Origin of the sequence: Paenibacillus xanthanilyticus, assembly GCF_042682185.1 — a bacterium.
Taxonomy (GTDB): Bacteria; Bacillota; Bacilli; order Paenibacillales; family Paenibacillaceae; genus Paenibacillus_Z; species Paenibacillus_Z xanthanilyticus.
This window is the reverse complement of the sequence record NZ_JBHUHA010000001.1, coordinates 2555612-2575299: the sequence shown is the minus strand read 5'-3', so window position 1 is coordinate 2575299 and position 19688 is coordinate 2555612. Positions and strand designations below refer to the sequence as shown.

Genomic DNA, 19688 nt, shown 5'->3' with positions numbered 1-19688 from the left:
GCGAAAAAACGCGATCAAAAAGGTCTGCTTTCGCTTTGCCATTTTTATGGTCTGCCCTCTATTATACCGCCCGAATAGCTTGGCGTAAATATGATTGCACGCTAGTTTTGACACGACACCGAGGGAAGGAGGCAGCAGACGCAGGATGAGTAAAAAGCAGCAGCCGAAGGGTACGCAAACCTATAACTACATGATCTTGAACAACAAGAACGAAGGCGCCACCTACCCGGTTGCGGTCGATTATTCTTTCCTGCAGGCTCTCTTCCAGATCGAGCGCTCCTATCACGAGGATGAAGTCGTCTTGTTCCGCCGCAACAGCCATCCGGTGCGGAAGTTCCATGTCACCGAGATGTCCCTCCGTTTAATGATGACGATCTTCCGCCGCTTCAATACGGAAGGATCGCTTATTGGCGTATCCATCCACCGTCTCTACCGCTTGATGAACGAAGAATACGAGGATGCTGGCTCCAAGGAGCAGTTCTATGCGGAAGTACGCAAATTCATCGAGCTGAAGCTGATCTCGACGAACCGCAGCGGCATCATCTCGCAATGGCGCGTCGAATCGTTTAAGAAGGGCACGGGTCGCTTCGTGCTGTTCAATCCGGTCGTGTTCACGAAAGCGTTCACGGATTTGCCCCTCGCCGCCCAAAAGCTATACCTCTACGTCATGAGCCGGAATGGTCAGAAAATAAATACCGAATTCAAGGAATTCCTCGGCGAGGATTGCTGGCTCTATACGCTCACGCACAAATCCCGTCCGGCTCAGGTGCGCGAGCTGCTTCGTTCGCTTGCCGCGCTCGAGCCGATCGCGGGCGAGACGCTGCTGAGCGAAGCTTCCGTCGACAAGGATGCTTTGGGACGGTGGTCTTTGCGCTGCGTGCCGAACCCGGTCTATCTGGCGCGTCATGAGGCAGGCCGGCATTACCGCTCGATTCCGAAAGCCAAGGTGCCGTACTCGAGAACGGTAGGTCGCCTTCGCATGCTGCTGCATAGCTTCAATATCGGCGATTTCGAATTTATGGAGCATGGGCAAACCTTCCTGCGGCTCGCGCAGCTGCTTCATAATAGCGGACTGAAAAAGCTCCGTTTCGCCGCGCGCCGGCTCCAGGAGATGATGCGGCGCGATCCGCTGCTTACAGCCGACCCGATCCTCGTCCTGCAATCAGAGCTGGCGGACCGCGAGTTCGTGCAGTTCATGGAGCTCGCCAAGAGCACGGGCATCTATCCGTTCATCGTCTGCGACGAGACGGATGAATTCGGACTGGCCCGTCCCGTTCAGTTCTACCGGGCGGTCCGGACGTATTTCTCGCTCAAGCGCTTCGCGGCGATCTGCCGCCGGGCGCTTCCTATGCTGCACGGACAAGCACCGACGCTTGGCGGGGCAGGGGGAGAAGGCTTCTATCTGGAGGACTTCCTGATCGAGAACTTCGCGACAACTTAATCGAGCAGCCTCATCCCATCTTAGCCCCTGCAGTAGCGCGGGGCTATTTGGCGTTGGTTCGCGAGGAAGGAAGCGCGGTGGGCCGCGAAATCAGGAGGCGGGATAGGGGTATTTGCGCGCATCGGGGATGAGAATGACAGCCCTCGAATGCGCAAGGATTTTCAACAATGGTTATAAATACAGACGTTAGCGTCATGTTTTAACCCGGCTATTCCGTGGATCGTTAACATTTCAGACGCAGCCTGTGAACTGGGGATAAAAACGGTGGTTAACCGATGCTCATCCGGAACAGCCGCGCGAGCATGTCGCATGAGGTAGCCTTTGTCTGTTTCTTTAACCAATGGTACGGCTTGTCTGCAAAATTGACCCGATCGATCGCGAGGGCTGAAAAAATAGCGCTAGACTCGCGGCAAAGCCTTATATATCAAGGGTTTCAACGGAAAAGCGGCAGCCCTAAAAGATAATGATTTTAAAAGATACTCTTCTTTAAAAGATAAATATCATCATCGCGAGCGCATGGCTTACCCTGATTACGGGATTAATCTTCTAAGAACGATTCCGCGTTGATCCGCCCAAACGAACCGCTTATCTGAGTCGCATACATCAGGGAATCCAATAGCGTATTTTGCCCACGGAACTCGTCGGTTGACAAATGCCGGAAACCTGAATATCATTTATGATAATGAGAATCATTATCAACAAATGCATGGAGGTTACGCAATGTCCTCGATTTTAGTTGTATATGCAAGTCTGACCGGCAATACGGAAGAAGCAGCGGAAGTGATCGCCGCGGCCGCTCGGGAAGCCGGCGCCGATACGGTGCTGAAGGAAGCCTTCGATGCGAACGCGGAAGAGCTGCTGCAATACGACGGCATCATCATCGGCGCCTATACATGGGGCGACGGGGAGCTGCCCGACGAGTTCCTCGATTTCTACGACGGGATGGCAGGCTTGGATTTGACGGGCAAGAAGGCGGCGGTGTTCGGCTCCGGCGATACGTCGTACCCCATTTATTGCGGGGCGGTCGATACGATCGAGAACAAGCTGAAGGAGCTTGGCGCGGAAGTCGTGTGCGAGAGCTTGAAATTCGAATACGGCGCTTCCTCCGGCGAGAAGGAGCGGGCGTCCGAGATCGGCAAGCTGCTGGCCGGACTCCTGTCGGTCGCCACATGAAGCAGGATGAATTCCGAAGCGGCGACCTTCAAGCGATGGATCCGCTCGTCCGCCTGGAGGACGATGCCATGGAGCGGATGCTGCGCGGGGAGCGCCGCCCGGCGTCCGGCAGCCGATTCACTGCCGGCAAGCCTTGGAAGCAGCTCGTGCTCGAGTCGGCGTGCGCCTGCTTGTACGACGTGCTTAGCGGCGGCAGCCGGACGGGTCGCGACGCGCAGCTGGAGATGGCGGTCATTCGCAGATGGAACAGGAGGTACGAACGTTTTCATTCGCCCGAGCATTATTTGCTGACCCGGGAGGCGGTCGTCGGCCGCATGAGCGACTATGTAGAGCGGCTCGCGGGCGCCGTGCCGATCGTGCTGTTCGAGACGTTCGTCCACTACTTGCCGGAGCTGGACATGGAGGTCAAGCAGACGTTCCACCTCGTGCTGCAGGAGGAGACCGATCAAGGCGGCATGGCCGTCCATAAGCTGATCGTGGACGAATCGCCGGAGGCGCTCGAGCTGTACGCGCACATGACGACCGTGTATTTCCGGGCGTTGTACGGCGTGATGCCATCCCGGATCGAGGCGGTGTCGCTGCTGACGGGCAACGTCTATCAATGGCGGCCCGACGAGGCCGATTGGCAGACGTCGGTTGACTATTTGCAGGTCATCAAGAGCATGCTCGCGGCGCCCGACGGAATCGCGCATTAGCTTCCAATAACACACAACACCAACAACCGAGGGGCCGTGTTCGGCATCCTCGGTTGTTGGCGTTCAGCGGATAGACTAATCCGCGGCGGGAAGCCAGCCCGTCACGATCGCGCCCCCGTCCGGATCGTTGCCGGCGGCAAGCTCGCCGCCGTGCCTGGCGACGATGCGCCGGGCGATCGTAAGTCCCAATCCGGTGCCCCCGGTCGCGCGGTTCCGCGAATGTTCGCCCCGATAGAGCGGCTCGAAGACGCGCGGCAGCTCCTCAGCCGCGAAGCCGTCGCCGCTATCGCGCACGGCGAAGAGGACGCGGTCGCCCTCCCGGCGGCAGCGAACCTCGATTCGCCCCTGCGCGGGCGTATGCCGCACCGCGTTGTCCAGCAGATTGACCATGGCGCGTTCGAGCAAATGAGCATCCGCGCGTACCGCTAGCATCTGCGCGTCGCCGCAAGCGGCGGCGATCTCGATTCGCCTCTCGCCCGCATGGGGGAGTACGGTGTCGATCGATTGCCGCACGATGGCGCGAAGGTCGGCGACCCGGAAGGTGTCCGCGGTCGCCTCGTCCGTCACGTCCAGCTTCGCGAAGGCGAACAGATCTTCGACGAGCCGGTCCAGCTGCGCCGACTTTGCTTTGCAGACGGCGACGTATTTGGCGGCTTGCTCCGGCGTGCGCGCGATGCCCTGCTCCAGTCCGTCCAAGTAGCCGCGCAGCGCGAAGAGCGGCGTGCGCAGGTCATGGGCGACGGCCGCGATGACGAACAGGCGCTGCTCCTCAAGCTCCGCCTGCTTCCGGTGCGAGGCCGCAAGGCCGCTCGCCATCGCCTCGAAGCCGGCCTGCACGTCGGCGATCTCCCGAATGGCCGACGGCGGTAGACGGACGTCCCAATCGCCCTCGGCGATCTGGCGAGAGGCGGCGCTCAGCTTCTCCAAGGGGGCGAGCAGAAGCCGCCGCAGACGGACGCCGACCAGGAAGAAGGCAAGCAGCAGTCCCGCGAACGCGGCGAAATGCGGGATTACGATCATATACGAATGCTGCCGGTTCGCGCCAAGCTGCAGCGATTGGGTCGTCAATAGCAGCGCGACGACGAAGAACATCCAAGGCAGCGTGAGCAGCAGCAGCAGACTGAGCAGCGCATAAGCGCGAATGCGAAGCCTTCTCATGGCGCCGCCTCGAAGCGGTAGCCGACGCCCCAGACGTTGGCAATGAAGCGCGGCTGCTCCGGATTAGGCTCGATCTTCTCGCGAAGCCGGCCCATATGGACGCGAATCGTATGCTTATCTCCGACGCCGTCCCAGAACTTCGCGAGCAGCTGGTCGTAGGTGAACACCTGTTTCGGATGCTCGGCGAACAGGCGCAGCAGGTCGTATTCTTTCGGCGTCAACGAGACGATTCGGCCCCCGGCGAACACCTCCCGCGAATTCAGGTCGAGCTTCAGGTGGCCGTAGTCGAGCGTTCTCTCCGCGGTGCTCCCTTGCGCTGCGCCTGCCCGCCGCAGCACCGCCTTCACGCGCGCGACGATCTCGCCGGGCGAAGCGGACTTGACGATATAATCGTCGCCGCCGAGCGTGAGGCCGCGGATTTTGTCCACGTCGTCGCTCCTGGCGCTCAAGAACAGAATGGGGACGTCGCTCGTCTCGCGTATGCGCCGGCAGAAGTCGAAGCCGTTCTGCCCCGGCATCATGATATCCAAGATGATGCACCGTACCTCGTTATCCCGGAACGCGTCCCACGCCTCCTGCGCGTCGTTCGCCGTCACCGCCCGATAGTGGTCGTACTCCAGGAAATCCTTCAATATGTCAACGATGCTCGGATCATCATCCACGATCAGCACCGTAGGCCGTTCATTCACGCCCATCCCGCCTTTATGTTCCGTATTCGTCATTTTCTCTCCCAGTGTACCATTCCCGAGGCGGTAAAAAGCGGCTTCGCGCGAATCGTGATCGCTTGTTGATGAATTTGTGACCTTTTGGGCGCGTTGTTCGTGATGTTGGGCTGGTATGCTGGTACCCATCGCAAGCAAATGGAGTGGAGGAATGGAATATGTTGACGGTACAAATCGTGCTCTTTGACGGCTTCGACCTGCTGGATGCCATCGCGCCTTATGAAGTTTTTTGCGCGGCGGGGATGTATGCGAAGGGCGCGGTTCAAGCTGAATTCGTCACGGCGGAAGGCGCGAGAGCGGTAACGAGCGGCGTGGGCGGCACCCAATTGGAAGCGCGCGGCCAACTCGATCCTGCCCGGCCGGGCATCGTGCTCGTTCCCGGCGCATCGGGCGAGCTTGCGGGGAGCGGTCCGGAGGCCATTCCCGCCATCCTCGCCCGGGCGGCCGAGACGGAACTGACCGGGATGGTGAAGCAAGCGCTCGGCAATTCGGCCATCACCGTGGCGACCGTCTGCGGCGGCTCGCTGCTGCTGGCGATGGGCGGGCTGCTGGAAGGGCGGCCGGCGGTCACGCATCACATGGGCATGGAAGTGCTGGGCGCGACTGGGGCGGTGCCGATCCAAGCACGAATCGTCGATGACGGCAGCTTCGTCAGCGGCGGCGGGGTCACCTCGGGACTGGACGTCGCGATCTACTTGGTCGAGCGGGAGCTGGGACCGAGCGTCGCGCTGGCGGTGGAGCAGCTGTTCGAGTACGAGCGCAGAGGCACGGCATGGAAGAGCGGCGGTATCACGCCGAAGGCAAGCGTCGCGGAGGACGCCGCGGCAGCGGGCGCGGTCCGCGTCCACGAGGCTCCGCCGGTTGTCGGAGCGCGCGTCAGCGGCGAGGAATCGGTTTTCGACGGAGATTGGGAGGTGACGATCGCCACGCCGGTCGGCAAGATGGCCGTCCTCTTCCGCATCGAGACGGAAGGGGGGCTCGTACGCGGCACGGCGACGCAAGGCGAGGAGCGGAGCGAATTTATCGATCCGGTGCTGGACGGCGGGACGCTCCGATGGTCGCTGCGCATCGCGAAGCCGATGCGGCTCAACCTGGCGTTCGAGGCGCGCGTCGACGGCGATCAGATGACCGGCACGGCGAAGGCGGGCGTGCTGCCGGCATCCAAATTGTCGGGAAGGCGGGTCTATTGATGCCCGTACGGCCGGAGCGGCGCCGAAGGGTCTACTTGCTCATCGCCGGCGTCGTTCTCCTCTATATCCTGTACGTCGTACTGAACAATTACGTGATCGATCCTGGCGCGGAGACGTTCCTCGGGTATAAAACGGATCTGGGGCGCGAGCTGAAACTACGGATTTGGCTGAAGGTCATGTATGTGCACGTCGGATTCGCCTGCTTGGCCATGGCTTCGGGGCTGGCGAACTTTTCGTCGTGGAGCTATGTCCTTCACCGCCATTTTCACCGCGCGAACGGCTGGTTGTATGTGTCATCCGTGCTTATCGTGGTGCTGACCTCCGGCTACATGGCTCCCTATGCAAACGGCGGGAAAGTTAGCAGCATGGGCTTTAATCTGCTCAATATGTTGTGGCTGATCGCGACGACGACGGCGCTCGTTTATATTTTCAAGAGGCGGGCAGACCGGCATCGGCAGTGGATGCTGCGCAGCTATGCCTTCTGCTTCACGAACATGCTGATTCATCTGTTGGCTTTCGTGCTTCACGATATCATCGGTATCGCTTACGCGGAGAGTTATACGATCGCCGTGTACGGGGCGATCGCGCTCGTGCTGGCGGCGCCGGAGCTGCTCATTCGAGCAGGAGCGGGAACCAAGAGCGGGTAGTTCGTCATCGGCATATTCGATTTTGCGAATCCCGAGGACCGTTATATAATAGAGCCGACTCGCGGGCAATCGCGAATAGACGGCTGCGAAGCGGGATTGAGGGCTGGCGGCAGGAAAGGGTGCAGACAAATGAGTATTGCCGTTATTTACGGGGGAACGCGCGCCAATGGCAACACGGAGCAGCTGGCCGAGCAGGTCTTGAATGGCTTGGAGGCCGAGCGCATTTATTTGAAGGACTACGATATTCGGGCCATCGAGGATCATCGGCACAGCGAAGAAGGCTTCCGTGATCGGGGCGACGATTATAACGCGATCATCGACCGCGTGCTGCGGCATGATATCCTGCTGTTCGCGACGCCGATCTACTGGTACGGCATGTCGGGTCCGATGAAAAACTTCGTCGACCGCTGGTCCCAAACGCTGCGGGATGCGAATCGGCCGGACTTCCGGGAGCAGATGAAGGCGAAGACCGCGTACGTGATCGCCGTGGGGGGCGACCAGCCTTTGTTGAAGGGACTGCCGCTCGTGCTGCAGTTCCAGCATATCTTCGGCTTCTTCGGCACGACGTACGGCGGGTATATTCTCGGCGAAGGCAACCAGCCGGGCGATATCGCGCAGGATCGGGAAGCGATGCGCAAGGCGGAGCTGCTGCATGAGCAATTAAAGGCGCAATGAAGCTGACGAACGACGGCGCCGCAGGCAGGAATGCTTGCGGCGCCGTTTTTTTAATTATAGGCATTTAACGGATGGTGGACCCAACGTGGCATGCTTAATCGATCGTGAGCACGATTTTGCCGCGTCCGTGGCGGGTTTCGATTAACCGGTGCGCGTCCGCCGAGCGCTCGAGCGGGAACGCCTCCCGAATCTCGATGCGCAGCTTGCCTTGGGTGTGCAGTTCGGCCAGCTCCGCCAGGCGGGCCGCGGAACGTTCGCCCCGGACGACGCGAAGGCCGAGCTCCTCGATCCGGTCGTAGGCGAAGAAGGTGCAGACGCGATTCTTATCCGGCACGAGCGCGACCGCCGCTTCCAATCCTTCCCCCCCGGCCGTATCGAACGCCGCCTGAACGCCGTCCGGCGCGATGGCCCGGATTCGTTCGGCGAGACCGGCCTCGTACGTGAGCGGGACAGCGCCCAGCGACCGCAGATAGTCATGGTTGCGCAAGCTGGCCGTGCCGATGACGGTCTTGGCGCCCCACTCCTTGGCAAGCTGCACGGCGAACGCGCCGAGCGAGCCGGCCGCGCCGTTGATCAGCACGGTATCGCCGGGCTTGACGCCGATCGCCTGCAGCGCGATGTGCGCGCCTTGGCCGTTGCCGGTCAGTCCGCCGGCTTCCTCCCATGTCATCGACGTCGGCTTGTCGACGATCTGATCGACGCCGACGACCACGTATTGGGCGTAGCAGTTCAGCAGATTGAAGCCGAGCACCTCGCTGCCGATGGCGAATGCCGTGACGCCCTCGCCGACTTGGTCGACGATGCCGGCGAATTCGTTGCCCGGAATTTGGGGCAGCCGGACCGTCAGCCCGTAGGCCGGCGTCCAGCCGCCGCGTACCGCGCAATCGTAATGCTGCACGCCGGCTGCTTTAACGCGCACCCGCACCTGTCCCGGACCCGCTTGGGGCTCGGGCGCGTCGATCAGGCGCATCACCTCCGGTCCGCCGAATGCAGTAATTGCCGCTGCTTTCATATGATCGTCCTCCTTGGTTATCGAATCATGGCGCGGCGCGATGCCGCCTTGCGCTTGCGCTCGGCTCTGCCGAATTGCACGTCATAAAAGGCCAGGATAAGCAGATGCAGCACGGCCAGAAGGAAATAAATGTTGCTGAACACGTTCGCGGCCGGATCCGCCGGAATGCCGTTCCAAGCGAAGCCTGCGCCGCGGTCGACGGCCGCGCCGTACAGACTTGCGGCTACGGCCCCGGAGATAAAGTTCAGCATGGAGAGCAGCCCCATCCCGACGCCGGTCTGCTCCGGCGGCAGCGTCCTTGAGATCGTATTCGACATCGCGATCATAAGGAACGACTGGCCGACATTGCCGAGAATCAGGAGGAGGGCCACATAGAGGGACGAACGGGCTGCCAAGGCGGACAGCAGCAGGAAGCAGACCAGCAGCAGAGCGGAGGCGGTATAGAAGAGCGCCGCATTCCCTTTGGCATCCGCCAGTCGGCCTGCTTTGCGTCCGAGCAGGGCGGTCGCCGCCGCGGCCGGGAACATCGCGAAGCCGATCATGCTCGTGTCCAGCTGATGGACGCCGCCCAGCAGCTGGGGACTTAAGAAGGCGAGCGAGTATCCGATGCCGGACGTCAAGCTGGCCATGATGAGCACGAGCGTGAAGCTCTTATTACGCAGCAGCTCTGGACGGATAAAGGGGCTGGCCGCCGAGCGGATCTGGGCGATGAACAGAACGAGCAGCAGAATGCAGCCGGCCGCGGGCAGCCATGCCGCGTTGGTGATCGCCAGGAGCAGCAGCGAAGCGGCGCCGGCGATCAGGCCGGCGCCTACCCAATCCATGGCGGGGGCGCGCCCGCGGGCGTCGTCCAAGTAGCGGCGGTAGTAGGGCAGGGTTAGCAGGGTGAGGAGCGGCATGCAGAATAGCCACCGCCAATGCACCGCGCTTGCGAGCAGCGACGCCGCGACCGGCCCGATCGCGCCGCCGATCGCCAGACCCGTCATCGCGATGCCGATCGCCTGGCCTCTGCGCTCGGGCGGGAAATACCGGACCGGAATGATGCCGGCCGTGGCCGGGATGACCGCGGCGCCCGCCGCTTGCAGGATTCGGCCGAGCAGCACCATCCAATATGCTTGGGCGGCCAGACCGACGATCGATCCGAACGCGAAGAAGAGGAGACCGAACGTCAGCAGATTTTTGAGCGGATAAATATCGGCCAGTTTTCCGTAGATGACGGTTCCGACCGCATAGATGAGCAGGAAGGCCGACGTCACCCAGCTGACTTGGGCGAGCGTGAGGCCGAATTCCTCGCGGATGTCGGGCAGGACGATATTGAACATCGTCGCGCTCATGACGGAGATGACGAGCGTGAAGGCGAGCACGCGCAGCAAGCGTTCGCCCGGCTGCCGCGTCTTGTTCGGATTGGTTTCTCCTTGGTTCACGGCGCATCTCCCTTTCTGTTGCATGCGTCTGTATGGCCTGCTGCCCGAGCAGGAGCTTCTTCACGGGAAGTTTGGCTCCCGCTTGCATACCCTGATTGTATAGCCGATAATTGATAATGAAAAATACATCTTACTTCATATCATTCATTCCGTTGAGTATATAAGGAGGGTCGGCATGGAGCTGCTGCAGCTGCAATATTTTCGCACGGTGGCGAGGCTGGAACATATGACCAAGGCGGCGCAGCAATTGCGGGTGGCGCAGCCTGCGCTCAGCAAGACGATCGCTCGCCTTGAGAAGGACGTCGGCGTGCCGCTCTTCGATCGGGAAGGCCGGCAAATCCGGCTTAATGCCTTCGGCAAAGCTTTCTTGTCGAAAGTGGAGGCCGCTCTCCTCCTGCTGGAAGAGGGGCAGCAGGAAGTCGCGGACCTGGCAGGTCTGGAGCACGGCAGCATCCATCTGGCGACTCCGACGCTGGATCGGCTGTCGGACCCGCTCAACGCTTTCGTCGCCCGTCATCCGCAGGTGAACTTTCGGATTACGCAAGGGGCCATGTGCGAGATGACGCAGCTGATGGAAGCCGGCGAGGTCGATCTTTGCTTTACCCCGATGCCGATAGAGCGCACGCATTATAGCGCGGTATCCGTCCTGCGCGAGGACGTCTACTTGGCCGTGCCCCCCGGCCATCGGCTGGCTGGCCGTCGAAGCGCGCGCTTAAGCGAAGCGGCCGACGAGCCCTTCATCGGGTACAAGGAAGGATTCCATTTTCAGCAGATGAACGACGCGTTCTTCCGCGAGGCCGGCTTCACGCCGAACTTCGTCTGCCGGGTTGACGAAGCGGCATCGATCGCCAAGCTCGTCGCCGCGGGACTCGGCGTGGCGCTGGTCGGCAATTGCGGCGGCGCGCAGACCCGGCTGAACCTGCTTGCCATCGAATCGCCCGCGTGCCAGCGCCACTTCCGCTTCATCTGGAACGATAAGCGTTATCTGTCCAAGGCGGCCCGCGAGTTCAGAGATTTCGTCGTGGCGTATTTTGCCAATGAAGAGAAGTCGGTTGCGAGTGCAAGCGGGTGAACGCAAGCCAAGTGGATAAAAGCGATTCGGAGCTTTCCTTGCGGGAGAGCTCTTTTTTTCGTGCGAGATGAATGGGGTGCGAGGTCAGTCTACAATCTAGCGATTGCCGCCTGGGCGGCGCGCTTGGCGCTTGCCATTCCCGCGTCGGCGAGTCGTCCCTCCGGACCGACCCAGTCGCCAGCGACGTACAAGCCGGCTACCTCCGGAACCGTGTGATCGGGAGCGGGGCCGGCTCCGTTATGGATTGCCGTGCGCGCATCATGGGCGACGAGGATGTTCGGCGAATAGCGAATCGCGACGACTTCGCGCTCCCAGCCGGGCTGCAGCAGATCCATAAGCCGGGTTAAGGCTAGTTTGTCGCATACGGCATCCCGCGCGCCGTCCCCGTTGTTATAGCGCATCGCATGCATGACCTGAGCGCCGTTGTCGCTTAAGGAGACGGGACCCGAATGCTTAGAGAAGTAGAAGGGTTCATCTAGTCCGAGCGCGAACACGCGCTCCGGACGTGGCACGCGCCTGAGCGCGACGTCCAAGCAAGCGGCGTACAGCGGGCTGGAGGCCGATAGCCACCTACCAAGCGACATCTGTTCGAAGTCCTTCACGAGACGGCACGCTTCGCGGATTCCTGCGGCGGCGATGACCGAGGAGACGCGGATAAAGGCGCCGTCCGACAGCTTCAGGCCTTCGACCCGCCCGTCGGCGATCAGAATCTCTTCCGCGCCGCTCCCGGAAGCAATTGCAGCTCCGGCTTGGAGCGCCGCTTGACGCAGCTGGTCGACGACGGTCTGCCAGCCGCCCTCGACGTATCGGACGCCTTGGCCGGCCAGCTGGCCTTGCCGGATCGCGTATCCGGCGCTTAGGCGGCTAATATCGTCGCAATAGGACCACTGCCGGCACATGGCGTAGAAGAACAGGCGAACGCGCTCGAGGCGAATATGCTGCTCCGCCCAAGCTTGAACGCCGGTGGAGCGGATCGGCTCGGTATCGATGTCACGCAGACCAGCCATAACGGAGTTCCACTCCTCGTTTTCCTCTGGTGTTAACCCGGATGGAACCTCGAGGATCTGGCCTTGCAGAACCCCGATCAAACTTCCTTTCGCAGCGTGCCCTCCCGTCGGCAGGCAGCCGAGCTCGCCTAGGATGCAGAGCGCGGCGCCGCCTTCGTACATCGCATGCGGCCCTAGATTGAAGAGGGCTCCGTTCAGATTGGCCGTGCGGGCTAATCCGCCAAGCTCGCGTTCCTTCTCGAGGACCAGGACGGATTGGCCCGCTCGGGCCAAATACACGGCCGCGGTCAAGCCAGTCAGCCCGCCGCCGATTACTGCGACATCGTAATCGTTCGCATTCCGCTTCATAATCATCATCCTCTCAATGTGGTTCGTCCGGCGTGATGGACGAATGGAGTAACTCGCAAGTGATTGGGAGTCAGTGGTGACTGACATTCAGAAGAAAAAACGGCTAGGGAGTCAAAGCCCTAGCAAACAATTGGACGCTGGCCTTCATGTAAGGCTCCAAGGCGATATCCGGGTAGTTGTCTCCGGCTTCCAGATCATTGAGGAACGCCCCGAACTGGGACATCATGAACGTAAAGGCTTGCATGCGAGGGTCAGTTGCAACGAGTTTGCCTTTCTCGCCCATTGCGATGAAGTAATTCGTGAGGAAATCCAGCAGCTGCATAGGGTGCTGCCTGGAGCGCGCTTTAAACCCCGGCAGTTGCGCCTCGTCCTTGATGCTGATCTGAATCAGCTTCCGGTTGCGGTTCATCACCGCGTGGTAGGTACGGCAGACGGTAAGCAGATCCGTCTCCAGCTCCCAGACAAGCTTCTCCTCGAATAGCGTACGCATCTCCTCTCCGTAATGAAACCGGTCGAGCGCTGATTCGAGCAGGTTCTGCTTGCTGCCGAACTGCCGGAACAGCGTCTTCTCGCTTAGTCCCGCAGCCGCGGCGATTGCTTGGGTCGTAACGCCGTTGTAGCCCTGCTCGGCTATTAAGTCGATCGCCGCCCACAGCAGCCTGTCGCTGCTGCTCAACTTAATGGGATCCATCCAGGAATCCTCCTTATGACCAAGGTGTCTGTCAGTGGTGACTGACATCAGAATACATCGCGCTTGATGAAACGTCAAGCCTTAACATCGAAGGGGACAGCTCATGGCGCGGAAGGGCTGCGAAGAAGAGTTGGTCCGGCTCGCAGGGAGAACCCGGCCCGGGAGCGGCGTCCGCCGTACCGAGCGGGAGAGTCGCCAGTCCGGCCGCGATATAGGGACAAACGCGCAAAGACGCTTCCGAACCGCCGCAAGCGGCAGAGGAAGCGTCTTTGACTTTGTTAGGCTCCGGCTTGAAGCGACTAAGCCAGAATTAGGGTGTATAGAAGAGCCGCGAGCTCTTGACGATTAAGCGCCCGCTTGGCCTCGAATTGATACACCCCGTTCTGGGTCGTGACCTCCGGACCGTGCAGGCCAAGCTTAATCGTCCGCCGGATCGCTTCGACGGCCCACTTCCCGGTATCCGGCGCGAGCTTGATCGCGGCATCGCCCGGCTCCTTGTAGCCGGAGAGCTCGAGCAGACGGCTGACGATGACCGCCGCTTCCTCGCGCTTGATCGCCCGTTCCGGCTCGAACTGCTTGCTGCTGTTGCCCGTGACCAGCCCAAGCTCGGCTGCGCCTTGGATTTCGGCTTCGTACGGATTGCCGGCCGTATCGGCGAAGATGGAAGCATTGGGGGACGGGGACAAATTGAACCGCTTCATGACCGCATGGACGAACTCGGCGCGGTTGACGGACGCGGCCGGGTCGAAGGAGGTCCCGTTCTCCCACTGACCGAGCGACTGCAGCGCGAGAATCGGCTCCGCGTACGGATGGCCGGCCGGCACGTCCGCGAATCCCGCCGGTTTCGGCAGCTTCGCCATGTAGCTGCCGAAATTGTTGTATTTGGCATACGTGATCTGTCCGTCCGCCCCCAGCTTGAACGCCATCGGCACGCCCTTCTCGTCGAGGAAGAGCAGCTCGTCGACCTGCTTCAGCGTCTGCTTGCCGCCGATCGCGTCCTTCACCGCTAGCGTCCCGTCGCCGGCGACCTTGACGTGCGTCAGGAGCAAGCCTACCCGCAAATCCTTGTAGATGCCTTCGAACTTGCCGAGCTCCGAGGCCGGCTGCGGCTTGAAGCCGGTTACGCCGTATGTATCCTTGGCGCCGGCGAAATAGCGATCCATGAACGCCTTGTACAGGTCGTCGCGGATATCGCCGTTCGCGTTGTAGGTGATGAACACGCCGGTCTTCTGATCCGGGAGCAGCCAGACGAGCGAGCTGAAGCCGTCCAGGTCTCCGCCCTTGATGATGACGTGCTGACCGTTCGTGCCTCCGGGCACGGACGGCGCCTCGAACCCGTAGGTCGTATCGAGCACCTGCTTATGAATGGAGCTGCGGTAGACGGACATGGCCGCAATGGAAGCCGGGGTCAAAATGACGGTGCCGCCCGGCGCCTTGCCGCCGGTCAGGAAGGCGTTCATGAACTTGCTCATGTCCGACGCGGTCGACAGCATGCTGCCCTCCGGAATTTCTCGCGGGGACAGATAAATGAGCGGAAGCAGCTTTCCTTCGGCGTCATAAGCGGAGGCGAGCCGCTCCTCCAGCTCCTTCGGCTGGACGAAGCTGGACGAGGTCATGCCGAGCGGCTTGAAAATATGCTTCTGCATATACGTCTCGAACGGTTCGCCGCTCACCTTCTCGACGATATACCCTTGCAGGCTGGACGCGAAATTATCGTACATATAGGATGTCCCGGGCTCGCGGACGACGGGCGGGAAGACAAGCTTGACCTGCTCCTCGAGCGTCCGGGGTTTCGCTGCCGGGTCGTTCAGAATATTGTCCGCGGTCGGCTCGCGTACCTCGAATCCGGTCGTATGCGTGAGCAGCATCTCGATCGTAACCGGCTTGCCGAACGGATTGACGACCTTGTAGCCGCCGAGGTGCTTCTCGATATTATCCGTCAGCGATATTTTGCCTTGTTCGACTAGCTGCATGACGGCGGTCGCGGTGCAGATTTTGGACACCGAAGCGATCCGGAAGACGGTCTTCTCCGGGTCGACCTTGGTGCCCGACGCCTTGTCGGCGATGCCGTAGCCTTTGCTGGCGAGCAGCTTGCCGTCCTTGACGATGCTGACGGCGACGCCGCTTGCTTTGGCCTTCACGCTCTCTTGGGCGAAGAAGGCGTCGAGGAACGCCTCGACTTCTTTGGCGTCCTTCGGACCGAGGCTCGCGGACGCAGCGGCGGAGCTGGCGGCAGCGGCCAAAGGCGCGGCGTGAGGCGCGGCCGTGGCGGCCAGGGCACCGGCTTCCAAGGATAACGTGACGATGAGGGCGGCGGTTAACAGACGGACGGAACGGCGGCGGCGTGTTGCGGACATGGTTGGATCCTCCTAACAGATGGTTGGTTTCGTAGTATTTTCATCCGCCATGGCAGACGGATGTTTCAACTAGCACAACCACATTTTACGAAACCGCTCTTGGACTGTAACCCGTCTCGGGACTGATATTGGGAATATGTGGGGATGAAAATACCGCGAAAGCGGTATGGCGCGGCGTGTGCGAAGCGGCTATAGTTGGCAGCAAAGAATGCGAAGGAGTGTCGTTCATGTCCGAATGGTTGGCGCCGGATTTCGATTGCGTCGTCTTGACCGATCCGTCGGGGAAAATGTTCAGTTACGGCGACCGTTTGACGGTCGTCGATAAAGCGTCCTACGGCCTGACCGAAGTGGTGGCCGTGCGCAAGAAAGGCGAGAATTATCTGCTCGGGATGGGTATTTACTATTTGGCTGCGGGAGCGGACAACCGCGTGCTCCTCGTCCCGGAAGAAAGGCACGCGACGCCGTTCCGGATTCAGCCCGAAGGGGTGCGGAGATGGACCATCCAAGCGGCTGGCACAGCAGCCTTCCTAACCCCGGGCGATCATGGCGAGGTGATCCTGAAGGATGTCGGCGCGCCTCCCGCGTACCGGCTCGAATCGGTGCTGGGCGACTTACGGCAGCTGACCTTCGGCTGTGAATGTCACCATCAAGACGGGCCCAGCCCGCGCGACTTGAAGTGGGATGACAAGGGTCACCAGTTCGTCGTGGGGAGAGCCGTCGAATTGATCCGCTCGCGAAGCGAACAACTTCCTTATGCCAGCTTGTTCCTACGCTTCTGGGACAATATGGAATTCCGGGAGGCGCTGTATCAAGGGCTGCATGATTGCGACAACAAACAGCCGTACGTCGGGACGATGATGTTCATGGGCTATTGGCAAGAATCCTACGACAGCCACTTTTACGATCCCGATACGAAGCAATCCTATAACAAAGGCAAGCTGTTCGGCGGCCGCTCCAAAGAGAACGCGCTGGAGCGCTGCCTGCATTATCGCGGGAAGCATCTCGCGTTGGCCGCCGAGACCAAGACGCTGCTCCTGCAAGGGCACGGCTTTCGGCTGGGCCACCTCGCGGATATCGGCTATTCGCTGGGGCTGGCTTTGCATTATTTGTCGGATTTATCGCAGCCGATGCATGCGGCCAACTTTACGAACGTCTTCGGCGAAGACCAGGATCATCCGATTCCGATCGTTACGGTCCGCGACCGGCGGCATTCCAAATTCGAGCACTATTTCGACGCGCATTACCCGGCGTTTTCGCATTTTGCCGAAGACGCCCCGACTGTCCGCCTCAACCAGGGGACGAAGGTTACGCCCGAAGCGATCATTCACGGGTTGGCGCGAAATTCCAAGGACGTGTATAAGCAGCATCTGGAACCGATCATTAGGCAGACGAAGAATAACGAGGCGTTCGGACCCGAGGTGGACGTCGCGTTAATGGCATGCATTCCGGCCGGCATTCAGGCAATCGCGTCCTTCCTCGTGGATTGGACGGCTGATTTCGGCGAGGGTTCGAGAACGGCCATTGACATGATCTACCGGCAGCTGTTGTTTCGTCCGGCGTCCGAGCCGGAATACGAGCGCGATCGCGCGTCGCTGCTGGACGGAACGCGGCACGTTAAGGACGTGGTCTACCAAATCGCGGTCTCGCCGGATTATCGGTTATATGGCGTCTCAGGAAAAAGCTTCGAAGAAGCGCTGGAACGGCTGCTGTCGATCCTGCTGCATCGTTCCATGCGCGAGGGCGACCGGGAACGATTTTACGTCGAGCATGTTGAGCGGGACTGGGAGCTTGTCGTTCGGAAGGTGATGGATTCCGCGGAGTACATGGACCGGTACGGCATCCGGCATTTCCCTTGCCCGGATATCACGAAGTTTCCGCAAACCCGCGGATTCGGGGGGACGGAGGGCACGTTTTTCGCCGATAATATCTATACGGCTCGACGGATGGCCGCCTTGACGATTCGCGCCGGCCAGGTCATCCATTCCATCGCGGCCGAATACGAGGAGGCGGACGGCCGGATCGTCAAGCAGGGGACGCACGGGGGGACGGCGGGCACGCCGCACCGGATTGAATTCGAGCCGGGCGAGCATATCACCCGGATTACCGGGTACGCCGGGACGGTCTCGGCCCGTCCCGAACGGCGCATGGTCGTCCGGCAGCTGACCATTCGGACGAATCAGCGCACGTACGGACCGTTCGGGGGACCAGGGGAAGGCTATTCGTTCCGGATCGATTCGGATTCCGTGCTGGGACTGTTCGGCCTAGCGTCGAAGGATGCATTGGAGCAACTTGGACTGTTCGTCGTCGTGCCGGAGTCCACGACCGAATGGATACGCGGCCCGGTGCACGGGTTGGATGAAGGCATCGCGTTCAGCGACCCGATCGCGGAATCGCGGCGGCTCGCCGGGTTTGCCGTCCGCCATGGCGTCTATAAGCCGCTGAAGGGGAACAAGAAATTCGTGTTCGATATCGTCGGATTGCTCCGGCCCGAGCGCGGCTCCAGCATGCAGCGCATGTGGAGACCGGCCAAATCGGGCGCGGTGGAGACGTTCGGCTTCGACGAGGATGAATATATCGTGCGCATCTCGGGTAGAAGCGGCAATTGGATCGATCAGCTGACGATTCATACGAATAAGCGGTCGTACGGGCCGTTCGGCGGCGACGGAGGCTCGCCCTTCGCGTACGACTGCGCCTTGACCGTCGAAGGCTTCTATGGCAAACAAGATTCGGGCAGCCTGGATGTGCCGATGCTCCAATTCGGCTGCATATTCAAACAAACCGGAGGGCAGTCCGGTTCGTAGGCGGCCAGCTTGTCATTGGCGCAAATGCTAAAAAGGCTTACCCTCTTCATCCCGGGATGAAGGAGGGTAAGCCTGTTCGTCATGGCGCGATTCGATTACAGCTCGATATCGACGCCGATGCTGTCGAGTCTGCCGGATTCGCGGATGAAGGTGGCGACGGCCTGGTGATCCTCATTGGCCGTATACGCGTCGAGTGCTTGTTGGTTCTCGAAGCGAACCATGAGAATCACTTGATATTCCTTGCTTTTCTCGGCAATATTCAGTCCGGCTTGGATCTCCACGATGCCGGTCAATACTTGATCCAGCGCTTTGAAGCGGCGGATGACCTCTTGCAGTTGTTCTTGCGTCGTCGTGTCGGCGAATTTGAGCAGTACGGTACGTTGGATCATGGGGAAGCCTCCGTTTTTTCTATCATTCTACCGCCGAATGCCGTCAAGATCAATGATAGATCGGTGAACAAGCGGGCGTCCACCGAGTTTCCGAGTCAAGCAATATCGCGTTCGCTATACTTCGTATAGCAATCGATTAGCTAATTTCTATACGAAATTTGCAGCGATGGGTGTGACAAAACGAATAGGCAGCCGAGGCGAGGCTGTGATATAGTGGTCCCTGCAAAATACTGCTAATTTTGAATTTGGAAAGGGGACACCCGCATGTCTAGCCAATTGCCTCAAGTACTGAACGTTCAAATCGCCAACTGGAGCCTGCTTTTCACGAAGCTGCACAACTACCACTGGTACGTCAAAGGACCGCAATTTTTCACGCTGCACCTGAAATTCGAAGAGCTGTACACGGAAGCGGCGCTGCACGTGGACAACCTGGCGGAGCGCCTGCTCGCCCTGGGCGGCAGCCCGGTCGCGACGCTGCGCGAAATTCTGGAGCTGGCTACCGTCCGGGACGCGGAGGGCGGGGAGTCGGCGACCGACATGGTGAGCGCGATCAAGGGCGACTTCGGGCGGATCGTGGACGAGCTGAAGGAAGGCATGCGCATCGCGGACGAGGAAGGCGACGAGACGACGGGGGACATGCTGCTGGCCATCCACAGCTCGCTCGAGAAGCATGTGTGGATGCTGAAGTCGTTCCTTGGTTAATCGCGCGCGAACCGAATATCGACATGGAGAGCCGGGGCTTTGCGCCTCGGCTTTTTGTCATGCCCGGACGCGCCCGGTCATGCCGTAAGCAATCTCGCCATATTGGAAATCGTTATATCAGCTATAGAAAGATCGGAATTGTTCGCGCTTCGTCGCTTACCTGTAGTTAAAATCAAAAAACGGT

At 60.4% G+C, this 19688-nt stretch carries 17 protein-coding genes; 9 read left to right on the top strand and 8 right to left on the bottom strand.

Translation table 11 applies throughout. The annotated features are described in order from the left end of the window. Positions 1-145 precede the first annotated feature (145 nt). The 3 genes from ACFSKT_RS10840 (at position 146) to ACFSKT_RS10830 (ending at position 3309) form a co-directional block, all read left to right on the top strand. Positions 146-1441, top strand: coding sequence for a hypothetical protein (locus ACFSKT_RS10840; protein ID WP_377722749.1), 1296 nt, complete (start codon positions 146-148; stop codon positions 1439-1441). A gap of 720 nt (positions 1442-2161) precedes the next feature. Then, a complete protein-coding gene (locus tag ACFSKT_RS10835; RefSeq protein WP_377722748.1) occupies positions 2162-2614 on the top strand; it encodes a flavodoxin in 453 nt (150 codons plus the stop codon). After that, positions 2611-3309: a hypothetical protein gene (locus tag ACFSKT_RS10830; protein WP_377722747.1), complete on the top strand. Its 699-nt coding sequence runs from the start codon at positions 2611-2613 to the stop codon at positions 3307-3309. Before ACFSKT_RS10835 ends, ACFSKT_RS10830 begins: the two co-directional genes overlap by 4 nt. A 75-nt stretch (positions 3310-3384) precedes the next feature. Here the strand turns inward: ACFSKT_RS10830 and ACFSKT_RS10825 are convergent, their stop codons facing one another. Next, complete coding sequence (locus ACFSKT_RS10825) at positions 3385-4467, bottom strand: sensor histidine kinase (RefSeq protein ID WP_377722746.1); 1083 nt, start codon at positions 4465-4467, stop codon at positions 3385-3387. Beyond that, positions 4464-5189, bottom strand: coding sequence for a response regulator transcription factor (locus ACFSKT_RS10820; protein ID WP_377722745.1), 726 nt, complete (start codon positions 5187-5189; stop codon positions 4464-4466). Before ACFSKT_RS10820 ends, ACFSKT_RS10825 begins: the two co-directional genes overlap by 4 nt. Before the next feature lie 158 nt (positions 5190-5347). Between ACFSKT_RS10820 and ACFSKT_RS10815 the strand changes: the two genes are divergently transcribed. From ACFSKT_RS10815 to ACFSKT_RS10805, 3 genes are all read left to right on the top strand, one after another. Continuing rightward, positions 5348-6379, top strand: coding sequence for a DJ-1/PfpI family protein (locus tag ACFSKT_RS10815; protein WP_377722744.1), 1032 nt, complete (start codon positions 5348-5350; stop codon positions 6377-6379). Further along, positions 6379-7026 carry a DUF2306 domain-containing protein gene (locus ACFSKT_RS10810; protein WP_377722743.1) on the top strand — a complete coding sequence of 216 codons (648 nt, stop codon included), beginning with the start codon at positions 6379-6381 and terminating at the stop codon, positions 7024-7026. The genes ACFSKT_RS10815 and ACFSKT_RS10810 overlap by 1 nt, the downstream gene beginning before the upstream one ends. 129 nt (positions 7027-7155) lie before the next feature. Beyond that, positions 7156-7701, top strand: a complete 546-nt coding sequence (locus tag ACFSKT_RS10805; protein WP_377722742.1) for a flavodoxin family protein — start codon at positions 7156-7158, stop codon at positions 7699-7701. A 94-nt stretch (positions 7702-7795) separates the two neighbouring features. On the opposite strand, the gene ACFSKT_RS10800 is transcribed toward ACFSKT_RS10805, so the two are convergent. Together ACFSKT_RS10800 and ACFSKT_RS10795 are read right to left on the bottom strand one after the other, a co-directional pair. Then, entirely contained in the window at positions 7796-8713 is a 918-nt protein-coding gene (locus ACFSKT_RS10800; protein WP_377722741.1) for an NADP-dependent oxidoreductase, read from the bottom strand. 17 nt (positions 8714-8730) lie between these two features. Beyond that, positions 8731-10137, bottom strand: a complete 1407-nt coding sequence (locus ACFSKT_RS10795; protein WP_377722740.1) for an MFS transporter — start codon at positions 10135-10137, stop codon at positions 8731-8733. A gap of 175 nt (positions 10138-10312) precedes the next feature. On the opposite strand from ACFSKT_RS10795, the gene ACFSKT_RS10790 reads away from it, so the two are divergent. Then, on the top strand, positions 10313-11209 hold the full coding sequence (locus ACFSKT_RS10790; protein WP_377722739.1) for a LysR family transcriptional regulator: 897 nt from the start codon (positions 10313-10315) through the stop codon (positions 11207-11209). 89 nt (positions 11210-11298) lie between these two features. On the opposite strand, the gene ACFSKT_RS10785 is transcribed toward ACFSKT_RS10790, so the two are convergent. The 3 genes from ACFSKT_RS10785 to ACFSKT_RS10775 all read right to left on the bottom strand — a co-directional run bounded on the left by ACFSKT_RS10785 (position 11299) and on the right by ACFSKT_RS10775 (position 15612). Further along, on the bottom strand, positions 11299-12564 hold the full coding sequence (locus tag ACFSKT_RS10785) for a phytoene desaturase family protein (RefSeq protein WP_377722738.1): 1266 nt from the start codon (positions 12562-12564) through the stop codon (positions 11299-11301). A gap of 103 nt (positions 12565-12667) precedes the next feature. Beyond that, positions 12668-13255, bottom strand: coding sequence for a TetR/AcrR family transcriptional regulator (locus ACFSKT_RS10780; RefSeq protein ID WP_377722737.1), 588 nt, complete (start codon positions 13253-13255; stop codon positions 12668-12670). Positions 13256-13554: 299 nt separating this feature from the next. Further along, on the bottom strand, positions 13555-15612 hold the full coding sequence (locus ACFSKT_RS10775) for a serine hydrolase (protein WP_377722736.1): 2058 nt from the start codon (positions 15610-15612) through the stop codon (positions 13555-13557). Positions 15613-15839: 227 nt separating this feature from the next. Between ACFSKT_RS10775 and ACFSKT_RS10770 the strand changes: the two genes are divergently transcribed. After that, positions 15840-18413 (top strand): jacalin-like lectin, encoded by a 2574-nt coding sequence (locus ACFSKT_RS10770; RefSeq protein ID WP_377722735.1) that lies wholly within the window; start codon positions 15840-15842, stop codon positions 18411-18413. A gap of 95 nt (positions 18414-18508) precedes the next feature. Here ACFSKT_RS10770 and ACFSKT_RS10765 read toward each other — a convergent pair whose 3' ends face one another. Further along, complete coding sequence (locus ACFSKT_RS10765) at positions 18509-18802, bottom strand: Dabb family protein (protein WP_377722734.1); 294 nt, start codon at positions 18800-18802, stop codon at positions 18509-18511. Between the two features lie 264 nt (positions 18803-19066). Here ACFSKT_RS10765 and ACFSKT_RS10760 point away from each other — a divergent pair, with 264 nt between their 5' ends. Then, positions 19067-19504 carry a Dps family protein gene (locus ACFSKT_RS10760; protein WP_377722733.1) on the top strand — a complete coding sequence of 146 codons (438 nt, stop codon included), beginning with the start codon at positions 19067-19069 and terminating at the stop codon, positions 19502-19504. Positions 19505-19688 lie beyond the last annotated feature (184 nt).